Consider the following 22,888-nt stretch of genomic DNA (forward strand, 5'->3'; position numbering starts at 1 on the left):
CGGCGGTCCCTGGAAGGAGGTGCGTGCGCATGTCGGCGACGTCGACCGCGAACGGCCTGGAGATGGTGAAGGACCTGCAGGAGAGGGCCGCCCGGGCTCTGCCCGCCGAGCGGGTCGAGGACGCCGGCGGGTGGTGGCTGCGCCACGCCCCCGGCTGCTCCTGGTGGGTGGGGACGGTGCTGCCGCACGGTCATGCCGAATCCGCCGGGCTGGCGCGCCGGGTCGCCGAGGCGGAGGAGTTCTACGCCGCCCGCGGCCTGGTCCCGCGGTTCCAGATCAGCCCGGGAGCGTGCCCAACGGAGCTCGACGCGGTTCTGGCCGGGCGCGGTTACCTCCGGCAGAGTCCGATGTCGCTGCGGACCGCACCGACCGCGCAGGTCCTGCGGCGGGCGCGGGCGGCGGCGGGAACGCTGCGGGTCCGGCTGGACGGGCACCCGACCCGCGCGTGGTTCGAGGCCTGGCACGCCGTGCACGGTCACGGCGATCCGCGCTCCGAACGGGACCTGCTCGACCGGGTGGAACGGCCCTCCGCCTACGCCTGCGCGCTGCTCGGAGACGACGTCCTCGCCGTGGGCCGCGCCGTCGCCGACACCGGCTGGGCGGGGGTGTTCGGCATGGCCACGCTTCCGGAGGCCCGCGGCAGGGGCGCGGCCCGGCAGGTGCTCGCCGCACTGGCCGACTGGGCCGGAGCGCACGGAGCCGACCGCATGTACCTGCAGGTGGAGCGCGACAACGCCCCCGCTCTGCGGCTGTACGACCGGACGGGTTTCAGCGAGTTGTGCGGCTACCACTACCGCGCCGCGGAGTGAGCGGCCCCGCCGGCCGCCCGCGCCGCGGGCGTCAGAGGCCCGCGACGACGCCGGTCAGCACCGGCCGGGTGTCGCCGCGCCGCCAGGCGACGGCGGTGGCGCACCGGTGGTCGGTCGGGAGCGGGACGAAGACCACGCCGGTGCGGGCGTAGTGCTCGTCGGTGCTCTCCGAGAGCAGGGCGACGCCCCGGCCGGCCGCGACCAGCTCCAGCGTCTCCTCGATCGCGCCGGAGCCGACCTCGCCCGCGACGTCGGACACCCCGATGGAAGCCGGATGGCGGAAGGCCCGCCAGACGGGGTCCGGACTGCTCGGCACCACCCACACGCGACCGCCGAGCTCGGCGGGGTCCGCCTCCGGCCGCCGGGCCAGCGGGTCGCCGGCCGGCACCGCGACGGCCCGCCGGTCGGTGCCCAGCGGCCGGACCTCCAGGACGTCCCCGGTGGTCAGCGGCGGCCACACCACGGCCAGGTCGCTGACCCCGGTCAGCAGGCCGCAGGACGGGTCGTCGAAGTCGAAGCGGCGCAGCCGTACCTCGCGGCCGGAGACGCGGCGCACCTCGTCGAGCAGCCCGGCGGTGAGCGCTCCCGCCGCCTCCCCCATGAAGCCGACGGTCAGCTCCGGCGCGCGCCCGGTCAGCTCCGCCTCCAGTTCGTCGGCGGCGCTGACCACGCTCGCCGCGTGGGCCAGCACCCGCAGGCCGTGCCCGGTCAGGCGCACCCCGTCGCGGTCCCGCACCAGCAGCCGCTCCCCCGCCACCGCCTCCAGGCGTCTGACGGCGGCGCTCACGGTGGGCTGGCTGACGCCGAGGCGGGCCGCCGCCTCCCGGAAGGAACCGGCCCTGGCGACCTCGACGAACGCCCGCACCGCGGGCAGTGTCACGCTCATGCGGCCACGATAGCCATCGACTATCGCCATGTCCGGAAACTATCGGACGGCCGCGAGCCGCGGCGTGGATGATCGTCTCATGCTGATCCGGGAACTGACCCTCGACGACGTGGACGCCTGCCTGGACCTGGCCGAGAGCCGGGGATGGGGACGGGAGGAGCGCAAGTGGCGCTTCCTGGCGGAGGGCGGTGAGGGCTACGGGATCACCGATCCGGACGGCGCGCTCGTCGCCACGACGCTCCTGACCCGGTACGGCTCCCGCACCGCGGCGGTCAGCATGGTGCTGGTGGCCGAGCGGTGCGAGCGCCGGGGGCTCGCCGGCCGCCTGGTCCGGCACGCGGTGGAGCGGGCGGGCGGCGCGACGGTGTTCCTGAACGCGACCGCGATGGGCCGCCCCCTGTACGAGCGCCTCGGTTTCCGCGTGACGGGCGCGGCGGCCATGCACGTCGGCGTCTTCACCGGTGAGGCGGCGGAGGTCTCCCGCCCGGCCGCGCCGGAGGACCTGAAGGCGATCACCGGCCTGGACGCGGAGGTCGCCGGCGCCGACCGGTCGGCGCTGCTGGAGAGGTACGCGGACTTCGCCGAGGAACTGCGGGTGGTCGAGGACCGGCGCGGGGGGATCGCCGGCTACGCCGGGCGGTGGCGCAACGTGAGCAACGCCGTCATCGGACCGGTGATCGCCCCGGACCCCGCCGCCGCCCGGGCGCTCATCGCCGATCTCGCCGTCCGGGCGCGGGGGCCGGTCCGCGTCGAGGTCGCCGACGACCGCCCGGAACTGGCGGCGTGGCTGGAGGCCCGCGGCGTGGCGGCGGGGATGCGGACCTCGGACATGGTCCTCGGCGCCGGGCCGCTCCCCGGCGACCGGAGCCGGTTCTTCGCCCCCGTCATGTCCGCCCTGGGCTGACGCCGAGGACGCGGGTGGACGCCTCCCGGCGGAGTCCGGCTCCCGGCCTGGCAGCGGGGACGCGGCCGGTCACCGCAGCGCGACCCGGGCGAAGGAGTCGCTGGGCAGCACCGGGCTCGGCGTCCAGCCGGTCACGTTCCTGGCGGCGGCCGAGAACGAGGGGCTCTGCGCGTACGGCACGCCCGGCACGAAGTCGGCCAGCAGCGCGTTCGCCCGCCGGTACAGCCTCTCCCGCACGGCCTGCTCGGGCTCCTTCTCGGCCGCGTCCAGCACCCTGAAGATCTTCTCGTTCCGGAACGACCACTGGTGGGAGAACGACTGGAAGAACGTGCCGAGGAAGTTGTCGGGGTCGCCGAAGTCGCTGTTCCAGCCCAGGAGGTACAGCGGGCAGTCGCCGGCCCGGGTGGCGTCGAGGTAGTCGGGGCTCCACCGCAGGACCTTCGGCCGGACCGTGAGGCCGGCGGCCTCCAGGTCGGCCCTCATCAGCCGGAAGTTGCCCTCCGGGTCCACCATGTAGGCGCGGCTGACCCCGCTGGGGTAGCAGAACTCCAGGACCGGGTCCGCCACGCCGGAGGCGGCGACGAGCCGCCGGGCCTCGGCCACGTCGTGGTCGTACCGGGCGAAGTCCTCGCTGTGGCCCCACAGGCTGTCCGGCATGAACGCCTCGGCGACCTTGGCGCCCGCGCCGTACCGGGTCCTGACGATCTTCTCCCGGTCGATCGCGTGGGCGATGGCCCGGCGGATCCGCCGGTCCCGCATGATCGGGGTCTTCTGGCTGAAGCCCAGGTAGCCCATGTTGAACGACGCCCGCTCCAGCACCTGCGCACCGGCCTTCCTGAGCGTCTCCAGGTCGGCCGGGTCGGCGTAGTCGAAGGCGTGCACCGCGCCGGCCAGCAGCGCCCGCGCCCGGTCGGCGGTCTTCTCGATCGGTCGGAAGACGATCTTGTCGAGTCTGGCCTTCTCACCCCAGTAGTCGTCGTTGCGCACCAGTTCCAGCCGGTCGCCGGGGATCCAGCCGGCGAACCTGAACGGGCCGGTGCCGATCGGGTGCCGGGTGCCGAAGGTCCCGGTGAACCGCGGCGCGCCGGCGGTCCCGGCGACCTCGTCGGCCCGGTACGCCGTGAGCGCCTTCGGGCTGGCGATGCCGAACGACGACAGCGTCAGCGCCGACAGCACGGCCGCGGACGGCTCGGTGAGCCTCAGCTCGACGGTCCTGTCGTCGCGGGCCTCGCAGCCGCCGTACAGGCTCTTGCGGAGGGTCCGGGACTCGTTCTTCGCGAAGCCCCGGAAGACCGTCACCCAGTAGTAGGAGACCGAGTCCGACTGGGCCAGACCGGTGAAGTTGTACCAGCGCTCGAAGTTGGCGCAGACCGCCGCGGCGGTCAGCGGCTCGCCGTCGTGGAAGCGCACGCCCGGGCGGAGCGTGAAGGTGTAGACGTCGGCGTCCGCGCCGACCTTCCAGCTCTCCGCGAGGCCGGGCGCGACCCCGGTGCCGCCCGGCTCGGTGGTCACGAGCGTCTCGAAGATCTGGCTGGTCACCCGGGAGGACTCACCGTCGCTGTGGAAGGCCGGATCGAGGATGGCCGGGTCGGCCGACGAGGCGAAGACGAGGACCGACTCCTGCGCCGCCGGCCGGGCCCGCTCCGGGGCCGGGTCGTCCCCGCACGCCGCGGCGGCCAGGACCAGGGCCGAACCCGCGATCACCGCCGCCGTCCTGCGCGGGGGCACGCCGTCTCGTCGCATGCTGCACCTCATAGCCGTCTCACCGCCGGATCGCGGCCGTCCGCGCGGACCGGCGCTCCGGTGATCGAAGGATCCACGGGCGCGAGGCGGCTGGCCACCCTCGGTGAGAGGATGTGGCGGAAATGTGACAGTCGGTCGCCGGATGGCGCCGCCGGGACCCCGATCGCGTTCCCGGCGTGGGGCGCCCCGGACACGGGAGCGTCCGGCGGGGACGTGCGCGTGCGAGCCGCGCCCCCGCCGGACGGTCAGGCCGCGCTCAGGCGATCGTGCTCTTCGGGTGCTGCGCGTCCTGCACGTTCTGTGCGATCTTCGCGGCCGCCGGAGCCGAGATCGTGTCGGCGTTCTCCGGGAAGTGGCAGGCCACCTGGTGGCCGGGGGCCAGCTCCACCAGCGGCGGCTCCTCCGTCTTGCAGATCACCTGGGCCTTCCAGCACCGGGTGTGGAAGCGGCAGGCGGGCGGCGGGTTGAGCGGGCTGGGCACGTCGCCCTGCAACCGGATCCGCTCGCGGTCGCCCCGGTGCTTGACGTCGGGGATGGGGACCGCCGACAGCAGCGCGTTGGTGTACGGGTGCATCGGCGCGTCGTACAGGTCCTTGCGGTCCGCCAGCTCGACGATCTTACCGAGGTACATCACCGCGACCCGGTCGCTGATGTGCCGGACCACCGACAGGTCGTGCGCGATGACCACGTAGGTCAGGTCCAGCTCGTTCTGCAGGTCCTCCAGCAGGTTGACGACCTGGGCCTGGATCGACACGTCGAGCGCGGAGACCGGCTCGTCGGCGATGATCAGCTTGGGCTTGAGCGCGAGGGTCCGCGCGATGCCGATGCGCTGGCGCTGACCGCCGGAGAACTCGTGCGGGTAGCGGTTGTAGTGCTCGGGGTTCAGGCCGACCAGCGCGAGGATGTCCTGGACCTCCTTCTTGATCCCGTGCTCGGTCTTGACCCCCTGGATGCGGAAGGGCGCGCCGACGATGGCGCCGACCGTGTGCCGCGGGTTCAGCGAGGAGTACGGGTCCTGGAAGATCAGCTGCATGTCGCGGCGGAGCGGCCGGATCTTCGACTGCGACATGTGGGTGATGTCGTTGCCCTCGAAGACGACCTTTCCGCCCGTCGGCTCGATGAGCCGGGTGATCAGGCGGCCCGTCGTGGTCTTGCCGCAGCCGGACTCGCCCACCAGGCCGATCGTCTCGCCCTTGAAGACGTCGAAGCTGACGCCGTCCACCGCTCTGACCGCGCCGACCTGGCGCTGGAACAGGCCCTTGGTGACCGGGAAGTGCTTCTCCAGCCCCTGCACCGACAGCAGCGGCTCACTCCGCTGACCGCGCTCGCTCATGAGGACTCCAGGTTGGGCTTGATCTCGTTCTCCCAGATGTCGCGCCTGAGCTCCGGCGGCATGTGGCACCGGACCAGGTGGCCGCCCGAGGACTCCAGCAGCGCCGGCACCTCGGTGTCGGCTTTGCCGCCGGTACGCCCCTCGAACGCGCAGCGCGGGTGGAAGGCGCAGCCCGCGGGCACGTTGATGAGCGACGGGGGGTTGCCCTTGATCGGCATCAGCCGCTCGGTCGGCTCGCGGTCCAGGCGGGGCATCGATCCCAGGAGCCCCCAGGTGTAGGGGTGCTCGGGGCGCTCGAAGATGTCCTCGGCGGTGCCGTACTCGATGCACTTGCCGCCGTACATCACCAGGATGTCGTCGGAGAGCTCGGCCACGACGCCCAGGTCGTGGGTGATGATGATGAGCGCCGCGTTGAAGTCGCGCTGCAGGTCCCGCATGAGGTCGAGGATCTGCGCCTGGACGGTCACGTCGAGGGCGGTGGTCGGCTCGTCGGCGATCAGCAGCTCGGGGTCGCACGACAGGGCCATGGCGATCATCGCGCGCTGGCGCATGCCGCCGGAGAACTCGTGCGGGTAGCTGTCGACGCGCCGCTCCGGCTGCGGGATCCCGACCCGGCCGAGCATGTCGATCGCGTGCTTGCGCGCGACCTTCTTGCTGACCTTGTGGTGGATCCGGTAGGCCTCGACGATCTGCTGGCCGACGGTGTAGAAGGGGTGCATCGCCGACAGCGGATCCTGGAAGATCATCGCCATCTTCTTGCCGCGCAGCCGGCGCACGTGCTCGGCGGAGGCGCTGACCAGTTCCTCGCCGTCCAGCCAGATCTCACCGGAGATCTTCGCCCGGGTGCCCTTGTGCAGGCCCAGGATGCCCAGCGAGGTCACGCTCTTGCCGGAGCCGGACTCGCCCACGATGCCGAGGGTCTTGCCGCGCTCCAGCTTGTAGGAGAGCCCGTCCACGGACTTCACCAGACCGTCGTCGGTCGGGAAGTGGATGCGCAGGTCCCTCAGCTCGAGGAAACTCGTCGGAGTGCTCATCCCAGCCTCACCCTCGGGTCGACCACCGCGTAGAGCAGGTCGACGATCAGACTCGCCATCACGACGAAGAGCGCCGCGACCATGGTGACGCCCATGATCTTCGGAAGGTCGTTCGTCATGATCGCCTGGACGGCGTAGTCGCCGATGCCCTTCAACGAGAAGGTGGTCTCGGTGAGCACCGCGCCGCCGAGCAGCAGCCCCAGGTCCAGGCCGAAGATCGTCACGATGGGGGTGAGCGCGGCGCGCAGGCCGTGCTTGGTGATGACGGTGGACTCGGGCAGGCCCTTGGCCCGGGCGGTGCGGATGTAGTCCTCGCCCATGGTCTCCAGCATGCCCGCGCGGGTGAGCCGGGCGTAGGAGGCCGCGTAGAGGAAGGCGAGGGTGATCCAGGGCAGCAGGAGGTTGTAGGCCCACTCCGCCGGGTTCTCCTCGAACGGCGTGTAGGCACCGCCCGGCGCGGTGATGCCCATCCCGTAGCTGAAGACCACCAGGGAGACGATGCCGGTGAAGAAGATCGGCAGGGAGACGCCCGCGAGCGCGACGCTCATCGCCGCGCGGTCGAAGAACGAGCCCCGCTTGAGGGCGGAGAGCACGCCGGTCGCGACGCCGCCGAGCAGCCAGATGACCGACGCGCCGATCGCGAGCGAGAGCGTCACCGGGATCCGGTCGATCAGCTCCGGCCAGACCGGCTGCCGCTTGACGAAGGAGTAGCCGAAGCAGGGAGCGGGGCACTGCTCGACCGAGGCGCCGGTGTCGTACTCGGCGCCGGCGAAGACGCCTTTGATCCAGCGCCCGTACTGCACCGGGACCGGGTCGTTGAACCCGAGCTTCTCCGCCGCCACCGCGGCCATCTCCGCCGTCGCGGCCTTGCCCAGGTAGCGGTTGGCGAAGTCCTCCGACGTGGCGCCCGCCATCCGGGGGACCACGAAGAAGATCGAGAATGTGACCATGCTCACGATGACGAGCATGAGCAGGGCGCCGATCAGGCGCCTGATGATGTATGTGACCACAGTCCCCCCGGCTCCGGGGGCCGGCCTCGTGGGCCGGCCCCCTTACGCCTTGGCTCTCGTCTGAACGGGTTTCCGGCAGGACTTACTGCTGGACGCCCATGCCCAGGTAGTCGTACATGTCGAACGCGCCGGTGACGAACACGTTGGTCGCGCCCTGCGGGCGGACCAGCACGCTCTTGGACCACACGGAGGGCAGCACGTAGGCCCGCTCCATGACCATCTGGTCGATCTGGCCCCAGATCGCGTCGCGCTTGGCGGTGTCGGTCTCCAGCATGGCCTTGTCGACCAGCGCGTCGACCTCCTTGTCCTTGACGCTCAGGTTGTAGTTGCCCGAGGCGCGGATCGTGCGGCTGTCGACGATCTGGGACATGAAGCCGAAGCCGTCGTTCCAGTCGGCGCCCCAGCCGTTGGTGGCCAGGCCGATGCCGTTCTTCTTCACGAACTCCGGCTTGCCGGCGTACAGGGTGAAGTAGTCACTGGTCGGGTAGCCCTTGAGGGTCAGCTTGATGCCGACCTTGGCCAGCGCCTGCTGGAGCGACTCGGCGGTCGCCTTCTCCTTCGGGCGGTCGGCGCGGTAGGCCATGGTGGTCTCGAAGCCCTCGGGCTTGCCGCAGGCGGCCAGGGCCTCCTTGGCCTTCGCCGCGTCGCCGGTGCCGGTCGGGAAGAGGTCGAGCTTCTTCCAGCCGCCGATCGACGGGGGCATCAGGCCGGTGGCGATCTCGCCGCCGGCGAACTCGCCGCCGTAGGCGTTCTGCAGGCCGACCCGGTCGGCGCCGTAGACGATCGCCTTGCGGCAGTCGACGTTGTCGAGCGGGGGCACGTCGCCGATGATCGAGGTGTACCAGGTGCGGGCGCCGGTGGGGTTGTCCACGCGGGCCTTCATCGCCGGGTCGCTCAGCACGCGGCCGAGCGCGGCCGGCTGCACGCCGGAGCCGGCCAGGTCGACGTGCAGGTCGCCGGAGATGATCCGGTTGTCGAGGTCGTCGGCGTTGACGCCGAGGGTGATCTCGTAGCGGTCCGGCAGGGCCTTGCGGACCGGGTCGGTCGCCTGGTCCCAGTTCTCGTTGCGGACCAGCGTGTACTGCTTGCCGGCCTCGACCTTCTCGAACTTGTAGGGGCCGGTGGCGATGACGTGCTCGCGGTACTTGACGCCGGTGTCCTTGGCCTGGGGCACCGGGATGGTGCCGGGCAGGGCGGCGAAGTTGTCGAAGCCGGCGTAGGGCTTCTTCAGGTGGAAGACGATCGTCTGGTCGTCCGGCGTCTCGATCGCGGAGTCGGTGTTGACGTCCGGGGTCTTGTAGACGCTCTTGAAGTCCTTCGGCAGGTCCAGCCAGTCGTTGAAGTACGTCGGGCCGTTGGGGAAGGTCTCCTTGTCCATGGAGCGCAGCACCGCGTACTTCACGTCCTTGGACGTGACCGGCGTGCCGTCCTCGAACTTCACACCCGCGCGGAGCTTGTAGGTCCAGGTCTTGCCGCCGTCGCTCGACTCGCCCAGGCCCTCGGCCAGGTCCGGGGAGAGCTTGCGGCCCTCGGCGCCGGGGGCCGGGGTGTAGGTCACCAGCGAACGCCCGTAGATGCGGACGAGGTTCCACGACAGGGCGTAGTAGGTGTCACCCGGGTCGACGGAGTCCCAGTCCTCGGAGATGGCGAACTTCAGCGTGCCGCCCTTGGCGTCGGACGGGTTGAACACCTTGTCCACGCCGGCGTTGAACGCCTCCTGCGCGGCCGGTGCGCTCGCCTTGTCGCCACCGGTCTGGCCGGCCTGGTTGCCCTGGCTGCTGCCGCCGCCGCAGGCGGCGAGGCCCACGGTGAGGACGACGCCCGCGGCCGTGAGGCCCAGTGCGGATCCCTTTTTCATTACGTGCACCCCTTGCTGGATAGGGAGAAGAGCGGAACAGGAGAGGTCGGTGGGGGAGCCGGGTCAGCGCGAGGACTTCGGGTCGAGCGCGTCGCGCAGCCCGTCGCCGAAGAGGTTGAACGCCAGCACCGTGATGAAGATCGCCATGCCAGGGAAGAACATGAAGTGCGGGACCGTGTAGAACTTCACCGCCTGCGCGAGCATGCCGCCCCAGGTCGCCGTGGGCGCCTGGATGCCGACGCCGAGGAACGACAGCGCCGCCTCGAACAGCACGTTCGTCGGGATCAGCAGCGTGGCGTAGACCAGGATCGGCGCGATCAGGTTCGGCAGGATCTCCCTGAACAGGATGTACGGCCCGCGGGCGCCGAGGCTGCGGGCGGCGTCGACGAACTCGCGCTCGCGCAGCGAGAGCGTCTGCCCGCGGATGATCCGGCCGATGTAGGGCCAGTTGAAGAAGCCGATCACGAAGATCAGCAGCATGATGCGGAGCGTGTCGCCCTTCACCCCGAGCTCCTGCTCGAACTGGCCGAGCACGCCGACCAGGGCGATCGCGAAGACGAGCAGCGGGAAGGCGAGGAAGACGTCCATCAGCCGGCTGATCACGGTGTCGACCCAGCCGCCGAAGTAGCCCGCCATGACGCCCATGACGGTGCCGATGACCACCGAGAGCACGGTGGCCAGGAAGGCGATCAGCAGCGAGATCCGCGCGCCGTACACGACGCGACTGAACAGGTCGCGGCCGTTGAGCGGCTCCACGCCGAACAGGAACTCCCCGCTGATGCCGCTGCCCCCCTTGGGGGTCATCGTGGAGGGGTCGATCATCTCCTGGTGGAACTCGTTCGGCGGATGGCCGAACCAGCCCACGATCAGCGGCGCGAAGACCGCGACGAGGATCAGGAAGACGACGACACCGGCCCCGGCGAGCGCGACCTTGTCGCGCTTGAGCCGCAGCCACGCGATCTGGCCGAGCGAGCGGCCCTGGATGGCCTTCCCGCTCACGCCCGCGACTACGGCCTCCGGCTCGGCCTCGGCAGCCTTGCCGGGCGCGTCGAGCGGTGCGGTCATACAGTGGCCCCCTGGGTCCCAGACGACGTTGTCCAACGGGCGCGACGCTCCGGATCCGGAGCGTCGCGCCCTGAAGTCTACGGGCCCGTTCCTTGCGGCCCCGCCTCGCAGAATCTATGGGCTGATCTGCGATGACCAGTCCATCAGGGGGTTATGTGGCTTAACTGTGATTTACGCGAAATTCATTTGTTCTGATCTTGACGTGCATGTTTGAGAAGTGTTCCGGTTATGTCTTGATTCTGTGACAGAACCGGGGCGAGTCCGCCACGTCACCCGATCCCCCGGCGCTTGAGGATGGCCTCGATGTCGGAGAAGTCGTCGTCGGCCGCGGGCCGGGCGGCGGGCTTCGGCGCCGGCGTGGCCGCGGCGGGCGTGCGCTTCGGCAGCGGCTGGGTGACCGCGGCGGCGCCCGGCGCCGCGGGGGCGCCCTGCACCGCGGCGGCGCTCCGGGCCGCGGGGGCCGCCGGCGCGGCGGCGGGGTCCGCCTTGCGCGCCGCCGCCAGGCGCCGCCCGCGCAGGAAGCCCGAGACGAGGAAGAGCAGCACCGAGACCCCGGCCACCGCCACCCCGGCCCACACCGTGGGATTGAGCACCAGGCCGGTCACGAACCCGGTGACCGCCGTGCCGATCTGCCACAGCGTCGGCAGCGCACCGGTCAGATAGGCCGCCAGCGGCAGCAGCGACCAGGCGGCGGCGCGCAGTCCCGCCGCGGCCCCCCGGCGGCGCAGCAGCAGGAAACTCAGCACCAGCCCCGCACCGGTCAGCCCGGCGCAGACCGGCAACCACGCGATCTGGTCGAATGTCATGGCGGATCGCCCCCCTCGTCATCGTGTACCCGGTTTCCATCCTGGCACGCGAATCCGCGGTCGATCCTCCTTCTCAGGGATGGATCGCCCCTTAGGGGTCGAAGCTCCGCAGATCAGGGAAGGACCCCTCGTCGCCCTCCGACAGCGCCCGCAGGACCTCCACGTCCACCTCGCGCAGGGACGCCACGACCAGGCGGCCGGGCGCGTGCGGGATCGGCAGCACGCTCGGCACCGCCACCACCCGGCAGCCCGCGGCGGTGGCCGCCGTCACCCCGTTCGGGGAGTCCTCCAGCGCCACGCAGCGGGCCGGGTCGGCGCCCAGCAGCCGGGCCGCGGTCAGGTAGGGCTCGGGGTCGGGCTTGGTCCGCTCCACGTCGTCGCAGGTCACCACCTGGTCGAAGTGGTGCCCGCCGATGCTCTGCAGGCAGGCGTCGGCGATCTTCCGCGAGGAGGAGGTGACCAGGGCGGCGGGCAGCCCCGCCCGCCGTACGGCCGCCAGCAGGTCGGCGGCGCCCGGCATGAGCTCCACTCCGCCGGACAGGCGGCCGATCATGCCCTCCAGCATCCAGGCCGCCACGTCCGCGGGGTCGGCCGGCGAGCCGGAGACCTTCAGCATGTAGGCGACGGTGGCCGGCATGGAGCCGCCCACCAGGTGCTCCTGGTCCTGCGGGCCCCACGCCCCGCCCAGCCGCCCCATCACCTCGGTCTCGACCTGGAACCAGACCTTCTCGCTGTCCACGAGGAGCCCGTCCATGTCGAACAGGACCGCGTCCATCCCCGGGTCTCCCCCCGCCTCAGACGTTGAAGTAGCCGGCCTCGGGGTGGTGCACGATCAGCGCCGACGTCGACTGCTCGGGGTGGAGCTGGAACTCCTCCGACAGCTTGACTCCGATCCGCGCGGGGTCGAGCAGCTCCACGAGCTGGACCTGGTCCTCCAGGTTGGGGCAGGCCGGGTAGCCGAAGGAGTACCGGCAGCCGGTGACGTTGACCTTGAGCATGTCCTCCAGCGACTCGTCGCCGCCGATCCCGAGCTCCGAGCGGACCCGGGCGTGCCAGTACTCGGCGAGCGCCTCGGTGAGCTGGACCGACAGGCCGTGCAGCTCCAGGTAGTCGCGGTAGGCGTCCTTGGCGAAGAGCTCGGCGGTGGCCTCGGAGATCCGGCCGCCCATCGTGGCGACCTGGAAGGCGACCACGTCGACCTCGCCGGAGTCCTTGGAGCGGAAGAAGTCGGACAGGCACAGGTGCCGGTCGCGGCGCTGGCGCGGGAAGGCGAACCGGGTCCGCTCGTTGCCGGCGTCGTCGAGGACGATCAGCGAGTCGCCGTCGCTGACGCACGGGAAGTAGCCGTAGGCCACGGCCGCCTCCAGCAGCCCCTCGGTCTGCATCCGCTCCAGCCACATCCGCAGCCGGGGGCGGCCCTGCGTCTCGACCAGCTCCTCGTAGGACGGCCCGTCGCCGCCGCGGGCGGCCTTGAGGCCCCACTGGCCCATGAACGTCGCCCGCTCGTCGAGGAAGGCGGCGTAGTCGGCCAGCGGGATGCCCTTGACCACGCGGTCGCCGAGGAACGGCGCGGCCGGGACCGGGTTGTCGGCGGCCACGTCGGAGCGGGCCGGCAGCTCCTCCACCGGGGTGCGGGTCAGCGTCGCCCCGGTCTTGACCCGGCGCTCGCGCAGCGGCGGCAGGCTGGCGCCCTCCACCCCGCGCTTGACCGCCATGAAGGCGTCCATCAGGCGCAGGCCCTCGAAGGCGTCGCGGGCGTAGCGGACCTCGCCCTCGAACAGCTCGGCGAGATCCTGCTCGACGTAGGCGCGGGTCAGCGCGGCGCCGCCGAGCAGCACGGGGTACTTCTCGGAGATGCCCCGGGAGTTCATCTCCTCGAGGTTCTCCTTCATGATGACCGTGGACTTCACCAGGAGGCCGGACATGCCGACGACGTCGGCTCCGGACTCCTCGGCGGCCTCCAGGATCGCCGAGACCGGCTGCTTGATGCCGAGGTTGACGACCTCGTAGCCGTTGTTGGACAGGATGATGTCCACCAGGTTCTTGCCGATGTCGTGCACGTCGCCCTTGACGGTCGCCAGCACGATGCGGCCCTTGGTCTCGCCCTCGACCCGCTCCATGTGCGGCTCCAGGTAGGCCACGGCGGTCTTCATGACCTCGGCCGACTGGAGCACGAACGGCAGCTGCATCTGACCGGAGCCGAACAGCTCTCCGACCGTCTTCATGCCGTCCAGCAGCACGTCGTTGACGATCTCCAGGGCCGGACGCCGGGTGAGCGCCTCGTCCAGGTCGGCCTCCAGGCCCTTGCGCTCCCCGTCGACGACGCGCCGCTTGAGCCGCTCCCACAGCGGCAGCGCGGCCAGCTCCTCGGCCCGGGACACGGCGGTGGCGGCGCTGTCGACGCCCTCGAACAGCTCCATGAAGCGCTGCAGCGGGTCGTAGCCCTCGCGGCGGCGGTCGTAGACCATGTCCAGGGCGACCTGGCGCTGCTCCTCGGGGATGCGGGCCATCGGCAGGATCTTGGAGGCGTGCACGATGGCCGAGTCCAGCCCGGCGTTGACGCACTCGTTGAGGAAGACCGAGTTGAGCACCACGCGGGCGGCCGGGTTGAGGCCGAACGAGATGTTGGACAGGCCCAGGATCGTCTGCACGGCCGGGTAGCGCCGCTTGAGCTCGGCGATGGCCTCGATGGTCTCCAGGCCGTCGCGCCGGGTCTCCTCCTGGCCGGTGGCGATCGGGAAGGTGAGGGCGTCGACGACGATGTCCTCGACCCGCATCCCCCAGTTGCCCGTCAGGTCCTCGATGAGGCGGGTGGCGATGCGCACCTTGTCCGCGGCGGTGCGGGCCTGCCCCTCCTCGTCGATGGTCAGGGCCACCACGGCGGCGCCGTGCTCGCGGACCAGCTTCATGATCCGGGTGAAGCGGGAGTTCGGGCCGTCGCCGTCCTCGTAGTTGACCGAGTTGATGATCGCCCGGCCGCCGAGCATCTCCAGGCCGGCCTCCAGCACGGCGGGCTCGGTGGAGTCCAGCATGATCGGCAGCGTGGAGGCGGTGGCGAAGCGGAAGGCCAGCTCCCGCATGTCCTGCGTGCCGTCGCGGCCGACGTAGTCGACGCACAGGTCGAGCATGTGCGCGCCGTCGCGGGCCTGGGCCCGGGCGATCTCGACGCACTCCTCCCAGTTGGCGGCGAGCATCGCCTCGCGGAACGCCTTGGAGCCGTTGGCGTTGGTCCGCTCGCCGACGGCCAGGTAGGAGGTGTCCTGGCGGAAGGGGACGTGCTGGTAGAGCGAGGAGGCGCCGGCCTCGGGATGCGGGCGGCGGGCGGCGGTCGCGCGGCCGCGCCGTGTCTCGCCCCCATCGCTGCGCACTCCCGCCCCCACGCGCTCGACGACCTTGCGCAGGTGCTCGGGGGTGGTGCCGCAGCAGCCGCCGACGAGCGACAGGCCGTAGGTGCGGGTGAAGGTGTCGTGCGCGTCGGCGAGCTCGTCCGGACTGAGCGGGTAGTAGGCGCCGTCGGAGGTCAGCACGGGCAGCCCGGCGTTGGGCATGCACGACAGGCGCACCCGCGCGTGGCGGGCCAGGTAGCGCAGGTGCTCGCTCATCTCGGCGGGGCCGGTGGCGCAGTTGAGGCCGATGACGTCGACGCCGAGGGGCTCGATCGCGGTGAGCGCCGCGCCGATCTCCGAGCCGAGCAGCATCGCGCCGTTGGTCTCGATGGTGACCTGGGCGATGATCGGCACGTCGCGGCCCGCGTCGGCGATGGCCCTCCTGGCGCCGGTGACGGCGGCCTTGACCTGGAGCAGGTCCTGCGAGGTCTCGATGATCAGTGCGTCGGCGCCGCCGGAGACCAGGCCGGCGGCGTTGTCGTAGTAGGCGTCGCGCAGCTCGCCGTACGGCTTGTGCCCGAGGGTCGGCAGCTTGGTGCCGGGCCCGATGGAGCCGAGCACGAAGCGGGGGTGGTCCGGGGTGGACCAGTGGTCGGCCGCCTCGCGGGCGACGCGGGCGCCGGCCTCGGAGTAGGCGAAGACGCGGTCGGCGATGTCGTACTCGCCCAGCGCGGCGAGGTTGGCGCCGAAGGTGTTGGTCTCCACGCAGTCGACGCCGACGGCGAAGTAGGCGTCGTGCACGGCCCGGACGATGTCGGGGCGGGTGGCGTTGAGCACCTCGTTGCAGCCCTCGTGGCCCTCGAAGTCGTCGAGGGTGACGTCGTGGGCCTGCAGCATCGTTCCCATGGCCCCGTCGGCGACCATCACACGCTCGGCCAGGACGTCACGGAAGGACGGTGCGTTTGTCATAGGCGGAAGCTTACTGGGAGCCGCGCGGCGGCTGCGGAGGCTATCGTTCACAGTAACAATTGCACTTTTCGTCCAATTGCCCCCCGTCTCCGTAATGAGGTGCATTCCGGTGGCCTACCGCACCGTCGTCGTCGGCACCGACGGCTCCCCCTCCTCCTTCCGCGCCGTCTCCGCCGCCGCCGCCCTGGCCGCCGCGACCGGCGCCACCCTCGTGCTGGCCTGCGCCTACCTGCCGATGCGCGAGCGCGACCGCAGCGCGGCGGCCGACCTGCTCGGCGAGCTGTCCTACAAGGTGAGCGGCTCCACCCCGGCCGAGGACGCGCTGCGGGCCGCCCGCGAGCACGCGGTCGCCGCGGGCGCCTCGGCGATCGAGCTGGCCGCCGAGGAGGGCGACCCGGTCGACGTGCTGGTCTCCCTGGCCGCCCGGTTCCGCGCCGACCTGCTGGTCGTCGGCAACCGGGGGCTCAACAGCCTCGCCGGGCGGCTGCTCGGCTCGGTGCCGTCGAGTGTCGCGCAGCGGGCGGAGTGCGACGTGCTGATCGTCCGCACCACCTCCGGGAGGTGACGCGGGACCGCCTTGAGCGCATAGGCTTAGCCGGAGGCAGCGAGGCGGGACAAGGAGGCGGCGCGTGATCGAACTCGAGGGGTTGCCCGAGCTCGTCGACCCGGTGCTGATCGCCGCGTTCGAGGGGTGGAACGACGCGGGCGAGGCCTCCAGCGGAGTGATCGCGCACCTGGAGGCCGAGTGGAAGGCCACCGAGCTGGTCTCCCTCGACCCCGAGGACTACTACGACTTCCAGGTCACCCGGCCCGTCGTCGAGATGGGCGAGGGCCTGACCAGGTCGCTCACCTGGCCCACCACGAAGCTGTCGGTGGCCCGGCCGCCCGGCTCCGCCCGCGACGTGGTCCTGCTGCGGGGGATCGAGCCCAACATGCGCTGGCGCTCGTTCTGCGCGGAGATCGTCGGCGTCTGCCGCGCGGTGGGCGTGGAGCTGGCCGTGCTGCTCGGCGCGCTGCTCAACGACTCGCCCCACACCCGGCCGGTGCCGATCGTCGGCTCGGCGACCGACGAGGGGCTGGCCCGGGCGATCAATCTGGAGCTGAGCCGCTACGAGGGCCCGACCGGCATCGTCGGCGTCCTGCAGCACGCCCTCGGTGCCGCGGGGCTGCCCGCGGTCTCCCTGTGGGCCTCGGTCCCGCACTACGTCGCCCAGCCGCCCAACCCCAAGGCGACCCTGGCGCTGCTGAGCCGGATGGAGGACCTGCTCGACGTCCCGATCCCCCTGGGCGAGCTGGCCGAGGAGGCCAGGGCCTGGGAGCACGGCGTGGACGAGCTGGCCGCCCAGGACACCGAGGTCGCCGAGTACGTCCGGGAGCTGGAGGAGCGCAAGGACGCCACCGAGCTGCCCGAGGCGAGCGGCGACGCCATCGCCGCGGAGTTCGAGCGCTACCTGCGCCGCCGGGACCGTGACGCGGACGGCTGAGACGGACGGCCGTGACGCGGACGGCTGAGACGGACGGCCGTGACGCGGACGGCTGAGACGGACGGCCGTGACGCGGACGGCTGAGACACACAGCGGACAGTTACCGTTATTTACCCCATTTCTCGCTGATTTAGGGTAATAATCAGTCTCCATCGGATTTCCGCCGGAACGCACCCGGCGGAGATCGCGGGCCGGCAACGATTGCACAACCAGGAGAAACACGGCTCGGCAAACACCGGCCGATGGCGTCACCCCCACGCCGAACCTTGTCCCTGTGACTGCGCACGTAAGGGCAACCATGGCGACTCCCCGGCTCGACCCGTACCAGAAAGCACAGGACACGCGGCGCCGCGTTCTCGAGATGGGCACGTTCATGAAACGCCAGGACGGTGAGAGCGCCCTCCTCTCCCCTGGAGGGCGGGGTTCCGCCGTCCCCGGGCAGTCGGTGGACCTGTTCCTCGCCCTGCTCCAGGACAGGCTCCCGGTCTGGCTGAAGATCCTCGACGACCTGATGCACCTGGTCGGCAAGGGCAGCGTCGGCGACAACCTGCTGCCCATCGCCCGGGCGGGCATCGACTACTACGCGGAGGTCCAGTCGGTGGCGCTGCCGGCCTTCACCTCCCCCTCGGTCACCGTCCGGTTCCGCGAGGCCATGAAGGACACCCGGCTCAGCCCGATGTCGGAGGTCGTGCCGCTGACGGACTACCTCGCGGCGGAGCAGCGCGCGGGCCGCGTCGCCGCGCAGGTGGATCCGGTGGCCACCGCCCGGCTGCTGCTCGCCGGGTGCTTCCGGCACGCCTACTACGAGCTCTTCGTCGGCACCGACTTCGTGCCCTCGCGCGACGAGAGCGCCGAGGAGATCATCCGGGAGCTGAGGCTGGAGTCCCACGCCGTCTGATCGAAGCGGCGCCACACCAGCTCCGCCAGATCGGGGTCCACCCCCAGGGGCGCGGCGACCAGGTCGGCGCCGAGGCCCTCCAGGCGGCTCTGGAAGAACCCGGGGGCCAGGAGGTAGGAGGCGACCGCGATCCGGGGCGCGGGCGTCGCCCTGAGCCCCTCCAGCGCCTCGGCCGTCGTCGGGCTGCCCGCCGAGGCGAAGGCTGCCCGCACCGGGCGCGACAGCCGCGCCGACAGCAGCCGCGCCGCCGCGCGCACGTCGTCCAGCGCCGCCGGGTCGGAGGAGCCCGCCGCGCCCAGCACCACCGCGTCGGTGTGCCGCAGCCCCGCGGCGGCCAGCCTCCTGGCCAGCACCGCGGCCAGCAGCGGGTGCGGCCCGAGCGGGGCGGCCACCGTCGCGTCCGGCCGGGCGGCGGCGACCACCGCCGGCAGGTCGATGTGCACGTGGTAGCCGCCGGCCAGCAGCAGGGGGACCACCACCACGGGACCGGGCAGGTCGGCCAGCACGCCGGCCAGCGGGGGCGAGCTGATCTCCAGGAAGGCGAGCTCCACCCGCCGTCCGGGACGGGCCCGCCGCACCAGGTCGCGCAGGCCCGCGAGCGTCTCCTCCCCGGCCGCGCTGCGCGTGCCGTGCGCGGCCAGGACGAGCGTCGTCACGCGACCTCGCCTCGTTCGCACGCCAGGCGGTAGCCGCGCTTGACGACCGTCTCGACGATGCCCGACGGGCCGAGGGCCCGCCGCAGGCGGGTGATCGCCATCTCCACGGCGTGCTCGGCCGAGTCGCGGGCCGGGCCGCCGGGCAGGACGGTGCGCAGCTCCGAGCGGGCCACCACGTGACCGGGCTTGTCGGCCAGGCGCTTGAGCACCGCCATCGGGGCCGGCGGCAGCGGCTTGAGCTCGCCGTCGACGGCGACGGCGTGGCCGCGGATCTCCAGCCCGTGGCCGCCGGCGACCAGCCGGGTGACGCCGTGGGCGGGCAGGTGCCGGGCGAGCGCGCGGGCCAGCGCGCCGAGGCGGGCGCGCTCGGGCTGCACCACCGGCACCCCGCGCGCCTCCAGCGGCGCGGCGGTGACCGGCCCCACGCAGGCCGCGACGACCCGCCCGGCGAACGCCGCCAGCAGGGCCTCCTCCAGCCCGTCCGCGCGGGCCGCGCCGAGCATGGCCAGGACCGCCGGGGCGCTGGTGAAGGCCACCGCGTCCACCCCGCCGGAGACCGCCTGGCTGATCAGGCGGCGCAGCGGCGACGGGTCGCGGTAGGGCAGCCACCGGTAGACCGGCACCTCGACGACCTCGGCCCCCGCCGCGCGCAGCGCCGCCGTGAAACCGGTCAGCGGCTCGCCGTGCAGCTGCACCGCGATGCGCCGGCCGCGCAGGTCCTGGGCGAGCAGGTACTGCTTGACCTCCTCGCACGACTCGGTGGCCGGCGTCCAGTGGTCGTTCAGCCCCGCCGCCCGGACCGCGCCGCGGGCCTTGGGGCCCCGGGTCAGCAGCCGGGCGGCGGTCAGGTGCTCCGTCAGCTCCCCCGACAGCCCCCACCCCTCGGCGGCGGCCGTCCAGCCGCGGAAGCCGACCCCCGTGGTGATCACCACGTCGTCGATCGGGGCCGCCAGGACGTCCCGGGTCGCGGCCAGCAGGTCCGCGTCCTCGGCCAGCGGCACCAGCCGGATCGCCGGGGCCTGCACGACCCGGGCCCCCCGCCGTTCCAGCAGCGCGCAGAACTCCTCGCGCCGCCGGGTGGCGGTGACCCCGATCGTGAACCCGGCCAGCGCGTCGGGCTCCGTCTCGGGGGATCCCGGCGGGGAGGCCGGCGACGGGACCGGCGGGGAGGCCGGGACCGGCGACGGGATCAGGGGAGCCGGGGAGCTCACGGGACCCTCACCTCCACCGCGCCGCCGGACAGGCGGACCGGATAGGTCGGTACGGCCGTGGCCGGGTCGTCCAGGCACCGGCCGGTCACCAGGGAGAAGACCTGCTTGTGCATGGGGGAGGCCACGGTCGGCTCCGCGCCCCGGGTCCCGACGATCCCCCGCGACAGGACGCAGGCCCCGCTGAACGGGTCGAGGTTGCCGGTCGCGTACAGCTCGCCGTCGAAGGTGCGGAACACCGCGATCTGGCGCCCGTCCACCAGGACGCACGCGCCCTGCTCGGGCAGCAGGTCGGTGTAGGCGCAGACCGCGGTCCAGCCGGCGGTCTCCGGGGCGGCGGTCTCCGGGGCGGCGGCCGGGTTCTCGCGCAGGATGGTCATCGGGGAAACCCCTCCTTCTTTTCCGGTCGGTGTGAGGTCGAGGGTCGCGGTGGTCAGGACCGCACCGCCTCCAGCGGGATCAGGACCGGCTTGACCTGGTCCCGCTCGGGGGCGAAGGCGATCGACGGGTCCGGGGTGCCGGGCGCGTTGACGAAGGAGACGAAGCGCCGCATCCGCTCGGGGTCCTCCAGCACGGCGCGCCACTCGTCGGCGTACCCGGCGACGTGCCGCTCCATCTGCGCGTCCAGCTCGGCGCAGATGCCCAGGGAGTCCTCCAGCACGACCTCCTTGACGTAGTCGAGGCCCTGGTTCTCCAGCCAGACCGAGGTGCGCTGGAGCCGGTCGGCGGTGCGGATGTAGAACATCAGGAAGCGGTCGATGACCCGGATCAGCCCGTCGGTGGACAGGTCCGAGGCGAACAGGTCGGCGTGCCGCGGGGTGAAGCCGCCGTTGCCGCCGACGTAGAGGTTCCAGCCCTGCTCGGTGGCGATGATGCCGAAGTCCTTGCCGCGCGCCTCGGCGCACTCGCGGGCGCAGCCGGAGACGGCCGACTTCAGCTTGTGCGGCGAGCGCAGCCCCCGGTAGCGCAGCTCCAGCGCGATGGCCAGGCCGACGGAGTCCTGCACGCCGTACCGGCACCAGGTGGAGCCGACGCAGGACTTGACCGTGCGCAGCGACTTGCCGTAAGCGTGGCCGGACTCGAAGCCGGCGTCGACCAGGCGCTTCCAGATCAGCGGGAGCTGCTCGACGCGCGCGCCGAACAGGTCGATCCGCTGCCCTCCGGTGATCTTCGTGTAGAGGCCGAAGTCGCGGGCGACCTCGCCGATCACGATGAGCTTGTCGGGGGTGATCTCCCCGCCGGGGATGCGCGGCACGACCGAGTAGGTGCCGTTGCGCTGGATGTTGGCCAGGTAGCGGTCGTTGGTGTCCTGCAGCGCGGCCTGCTCGCCGTCGAGGATGTGGCCGTTGCCCAGGGAGGCCAGGATCGAGGCGACGACGGGCTTGCAGATGTCGCAGCCGCGCCCGGTGCCGTGCTCGGCGATGAGCTGGGAGAACGTCGTGATGCCGCGCACCCGGACGATGTCGAACAGCTCGGCCCTGCTGTGGGTGAAGTGCTCGCACAGGGCCTTGGAGACCTCGACGCCGGACTTCACCAGGATCTGCTTGAGCATCGGGATGCAGCTGCCGCAGGTGGTGCCCGCGCGGGTGCAGTCCTTGATCCCGGCGACGTCGGTCAGGCCCTTGTCGGCGATGGCCGAGCAAATCTGCCCGTGGGTGACGTTGTTGCAGGAGCAGACCACCGCCTCGGCGGGCAGCTCCATGTTCGCCGGGCCGCCGGTGAACAGCAGCTCGCTCGGCGAGCCCGGCAGCTCCCGGCCGACGAACGGCTTGAGCGTGTTGTACGGCGTGGCGTCGCCGACGCAGATCCCGCCGAGCAGGGTGCGGGCGTCGTCGCTGACGAACAGCTTCTGGTAGACGCCGGTGACCGGGTCCATGAAGGTCACGTCGAGCGCGCCGTCCATCGCGCCGAACTGGGCGACCTCCACGCCGAGCAGCTTGAGCTTGGTCGACATGTCCGCCGGGGTGAAGGCCGCCGCGCCGCCGAGGATGCGGTCCGCGGCGACCTCGGCCATGGTGAAGCACGGCCCGACCAGGCCGTAGACCATGCCCTGGTGCAGCGCGCACTCGCCGATCGCGTAGATCGCCGGGTCGCTGGTGCGCATGCCGTCGTCGACGGCGATGCCGCCGCGCTCGCCGACCGCCAGGCCGCTGGTCCGGGCCAGCTCGTCGCGGGGGCGCACGCCGGCGGAGAAGACCACGACCTGCGCCTCGATCGTCTCGCCGCCCGGCGTGACCAGGCCCGCCACCCGGCCGGCGTCGTCGGCGGCGATCTCCTTGACTCCGGCGCCGGTGTGCACGGCCAGGCCGAGCGACTCGATGTGGCCGCGCAGCACCGCGCCGCCGCCCTCGTCGACCTGGCGGGGCATGAGCCAGCCGCCCATCTCCACGACGTGCGTCGAAAGGCCCAGCCCGCGCAGCGCGTCGGCGGCCTCCAGGCCGAGCAGCCCGCCGCCGATGACCACGCCGGCCGTGGCGCCCGCCGACGCCTCCCGGATCGCGTCCAGGTCGTCGATGGTGCGGTAGACGAAGCAGCCGTCCAGGTCCCGGCCCGGCACCGGCGGCACGAACGGGCTGGAGCCGGTGGCCAGCACCAGCACGTCGTACGGCTCGGCGTGCCCGTCGGCCGTCGTCACGGTCCGGCCGTCCCGGTCGATGGCGGTGACCGCCGCGCCGAGCCGGAGCACGACGCCGTCGGGCACGGGGTAGGTGAGGTCCTCGGCGCTCTTTCCGGCCAGGTAGGAGGTGAGCGCCACCCGGTCGTAGGCGGGCCGGGGCTCCTCCCCCAGGATCGTGATCCGCCCGCCGAAGCCGCGGTCGGTCAGCGTCTCGACCAGCCGGTGGGCCGTCGGCCCGTGTCCCACCACTACCAGCCGCGTCATCTGCGCGCCCCTTCCTTC

19 protein-coding genes are annotated in these 22,888 nt (G+C 72.2%); 5 read left to right on the forward strand and 14 right to left on the reverse strand.

What is annotated here, in order from left to right:
* Positions 1–29 precede the first annotated feature (29 nt).
* The gene (locus HS045_RS21880; protein ID WP_230884527.1) at positions 30–809 is read left to right on the forward strand and encodes a GNAT family N-acetyltransferase; all 780 of its coding nucleotides are present in this window, start codon (positions 30–32) and stop codon (positions 807–809) included.
* A gap of 31 nt (positions 810–840) precedes the next feature.
* Here the strand turns inward: HS045_RS21880 and HS045_RS21885 are convergent, their stop codons facing one another.
* Positions 841–1,695 carry a LysR family transcriptional regulator gene (locus tag HS045_RS21885; protein ID WP_196453302.1) on the reverse strand — a complete coding sequence of 285 codons (855 nt, stop codon included), beginning with the start codon at positions 1,693–1,695 and terminating at the stop codon, positions 841–843.
* 79 nt (positions 1,696–1,774) lie between these two features.
* Between HS045_RS21885 and HS045_RS21890 the strand changes: the two genes are divergently transcribed.
* The gene (locus HS045_RS21890; RefSeq protein WP_196453303.1) at positions 1,775–2,599 is read left to right on the forward strand and encodes a GNAT family N-acetyltransferase; all 825 of its coding nucleotides are present in this window, start codon (positions 1,775–1,777) and stop codon (positions 2,597–2,599) included.
* Between the two features lie 69 nt (positions 2,600–2,668).
* Here the strand turns inward: HS045_RS21890 and HS045_RS21895 are convergent, their stop codons facing one another.
* From HS045_RS21895 to metH, 9 genes are all read right to left on the reverse strand, one after another.
* The gene (locus HS045_RS21895) at positions 2,669–4,342 is read right to left on the reverse strand and encodes an ABC transporter substrate-binding protein (protein WP_196453304.1); all 1,674 of its coding nucleotides are present in this window, start codon (positions 4,340–4,342) and stop codon (positions 2,669–2,671) included.
* Positions 4,343–4,598: 256 nt separating this feature from the next.
* Entirely contained in the window at positions 4,599–5,675 is a 1,077-nt protein-coding gene (locus HS045_RS21900) for an ABC transporter ATP-binding protein (protein WP_196453305.1), read from the reverse strand.
* On the reverse strand, positions 5,672–6,709 hold the full coding sequence (locus HS045_RS21905) for an ABC transporter ATP-binding protein (RefSeq protein WP_196453306.1): 1,038 nt from the start codon (positions 6,707–6,709) through the stop codon (positions 5,672–5,674). The genes HS045_RS21900 and HS045_RS21905 overlap by 4 nt, the downstream gene beginning before the upstream one ends.
* Complete coding sequence (locus tag HS045_RS21910) at positions 6,706–7,719, reverse strand: ABC transporter permease (protein WP_196453307.1); 1,014 nt, start codon at positions 7,717–7,719, stop codon at positions 6,706–6,708. Before HS045_RS21910 ends, HS045_RS21905 begins: the two co-directional genes overlap by 4 nt.
* A gap of 82 nt (positions 7,720–7,801) precedes the next feature.
* Complete coding sequence (locus HS045_RS21915) at positions 7,802–9,577, reverse strand: ABC transporter substrate-binding protein (RefSeq protein ID WP_196453308.1); 1,776 nt, start codon at positions 9,575–9,577, stop codon at positions 7,802–7,804.
* 63 nt (positions 9,578–9,640) lie between these two features.
* Positions 9,641–10,642, reverse strand: a complete 1,002-nt coding sequence (locus HS045_RS21920) for an ABC transporter permease (protein ID WP_196453309.1) — start codon at positions 10,640–10,642, stop codon at positions 9,641–9,643.
* Positions 10,643–10,911: 269 nt separating this feature from the next.
* Positions 10,912–11,448 carry a cellulose synthase gene (locus tag HS045_RS21925; protein ID WP_196453310.1) on the reverse strand — a complete coding sequence of 179 codons (537 nt, stop codon included), beginning with the start codon at positions 11,446–11,448 and terminating at the stop codon, positions 10,912–10,914.
* 91 nt (positions 11,449–11,539) lie between these two features.
* Positions 11,540–12,223 (reverse strand): HAD family phosphatase, encoded by a 684-nt coding sequence (locus HS045_RS21930; RefSeq protein ID WP_196453311.1) that lies wholly within the window; start codon positions 12,221–12,223, stop codon positions 11,540–11,542.
* A gap of 19 nt (positions 12,224–12,242) precedes the next feature.
* A complete protein-coding gene (gene metH, locus HS045_RS21935; RefSeq protein WP_196453312.1) occupies positions 12,243–15,743 on the reverse strand; it encodes a methionine synthase in 3,501 nt (1,166 codons plus the stop codon).
* 109 nt (positions 15,744–15,852) lie between these two features.
* On the opposite strand from metH, the gene HS045_RS21940 reads away from it, so the two are divergent.
* The 3 genes from HS045_RS21940 to HS045_RS21950 all read left to right on the forward strand — a co-directional run bounded on the left by HS045_RS21940 (position 15,853) and on the right by HS045_RS21950 (position 18,125).
* Positions 15,853–16,308, forward strand: a complete 456-nt coding sequence (locus HS045_RS21940; RefSeq protein ID WP_307827642.1) for a universal stress protein — start codon at positions 15,853–15,855, stop codon at positions 16,306–16,308.
* A gap of 64 nt (positions 16,309–16,372) precedes the next feature.
* Positions 16,373–17,227, forward strand: coding sequence for a PAC2 family protein (locus HS045_RS21945; RefSeq protein ID WP_196453314.1), 855 nt, complete (start codon positions 16,373–16,375; stop codon positions 17,225–17,227).
* A 373-nt stretch (positions 17,228–17,600) separates the two neighbouring features.
* Positions 17,601–18,125: a hypothetical protein gene (locus HS045_RS21950; protein ID WP_230884528.1), complete on the forward strand. Its 525-nt coding sequence runs from the start codon at positions 17,601–17,603 to the stop codon at positions 18,123–18,125.
* Here the strand turns inward: HS045_RS21950 and HS045_RS21955 are convergent.
* From HS045_RS21955 to nirB, 4 genes are read right to left on the reverse strand one after another with little or no spacing between them, the layout of a single operon-like run.
* Entirely contained in the window at positions 18,029–18,781 is a 753-nt protein-coding gene (locus tag HS045_RS21955; RefSeq protein ID WP_196453316.1) for a sirohydrochlorin chelatase, read from the reverse strand. The two genes, HS045_RS21950 and HS045_RS21955, sit on opposite strands and share 97 nt — an antisense overlap.
* On the reverse strand, positions 18,778–19,971 hold the full coding sequence (locus HS045_RS21960; RefSeq protein ID WP_374191409.1) for a uroporphyrinogen-III synthase: 1,194 nt from the start codon (positions 19,969–19,971) through the stop codon (positions 18,778–18,780). Before HS045_RS21960 ends, HS045_RS21955 begins: the two co-directional genes overlap by 4 nt.
* Before the next feature lie 17 nt (positions 19,972–19,988).
* Positions 19,989–20,369, reverse strand: coding sequence for a nitrite reductase small subunit NirD (nirD, locus tag HS045_RS21965; protein WP_196453317.1), 381 nt, complete (start codon positions 20,367–20,369; stop codon positions 19,989–19,991).
* 53 nt (positions 20,370–20,422) lie between these two features.
* Positions 20,423–22,870 carry a nitrite reductase large subunit NirB gene (gene nirB, locus HS045_RS21970; protein ID WP_196453318.1) on the reverse strand — a complete coding sequence of 816 codons (2,448 nt, stop codon included), beginning with the start codon at positions 22,868–22,870 and terminating at the stop codon, positions 20,423–20,425.
* Between the last annotated feature and the right edge of the window lie 18 nt (positions 22,871–22,888).

Origin of the sequence: Planomonospora sp. ID82291 (assembly GCF_015711645.1) — a bacterium.
Taxonomy (GTDB): Bacteria; Actinomycetota; Actinomycetes; order Streptosporangiales; family Streptosporangiaceae; genus Planomonospora.

Bases quoted from the DNA above. Each gene is read 5' to 3' on its own strand.
- HS045_RS21880 (WP_230884527.1), top strand. From the start codon at position 30: ATGTCGGCGACGTCGACCGCGAACGGCCTGGAGATGGTGAAGGACCTG.
- HS045_RS21885 (WP_196453302.1), bottom strand. From the start codon at position 1,695: ATGAGCGTGACACTGCCCGCGGTGCGGGCGTTCGTCGAGGTCGCCAGG.
- HS045_RS21890 (WP_196453303.1), top strand. From the start codon at position 1,775: ATGCTGATCCGGGAACTGACCCTCGACGACGTGGACGCCTGCCTGGAC.
- HS045_RS21895 (WP_196453304.1), bottom strand. From the start codon at position 4,342: ATGCGACGAGACGGCGTGCCCCCGCGCAGGACGGCGGCGGTGATCGCG.
- HS045_RS21900 (WP_196453305.1), bottom strand. From the start codon at position 5,675: ATGAGCGAGCGCGGTCAGCGGAGTGAGCCGCTGCTGTCGGTGCAGGGG.
- HS045_RS21905 (WP_196453306.1), bottom strand. From the start codon at position 6,709: ATGAGCACTCCGACGAGTTTCCTCGAGCTGAGGGACCTGCGCATCCAC.
- HS045_RS21915 (WP_196453308.1), bottom strand. From the start codon at position 9,577: ATGAAAAAGGGATCCGCACTGGGCCTCACGGCCGCGGGCGTCGTCCTC.
- HS045_RS21920 (WP_196453309.1), bottom strand. From the start codon at position 10,642: ATGACCGCACCGCTCGACGCGCCCGGCAAGGCTGCCGAGGCCGAGCCG.
- HS045_RS21925 (WP_196453310.1), bottom strand. From the start codon at position 11,448: ATGACATTCGACCAGATCGCGTGGTTGCCGGTCTGCGCCGGGCTGACC.
- HS045_RS21930 (WP_196453311.1), bottom strand. From the start codon at position 12,223: ATGGACGCGGTCCTGTTCGACATGGACGGGCTCCTCGTGGACAGCGAG.
- metH (WP_196453312.1), bottom strand. From the start codon at position 15,743: ATGACAAACGCACCGTCCTTCCGTGACGTCCTGGCCGAGCGTGTGATG.
- HS045_RS21950 (WP_230884528.1), top strand. From the start codon at position 17,601: ATGAAACGCCAGGACGGTGAGAGCGCCCTCCTCTCCCCTGGAGGGCGG.
- nirD (WP_196453317.1), bottom strand. From the start codon at position 20,369: ATGACCATCCTGCGCGAGAACCCGGCCGCCGCCCCGGAGACCGCCGCC.
- nirB (WP_196453318.1), bottom strand. From the start codon at position 22,870: ATGACGCGGCTGGTAGTGGTGGGACACGGGCCGACGGCCCACCGGCTG.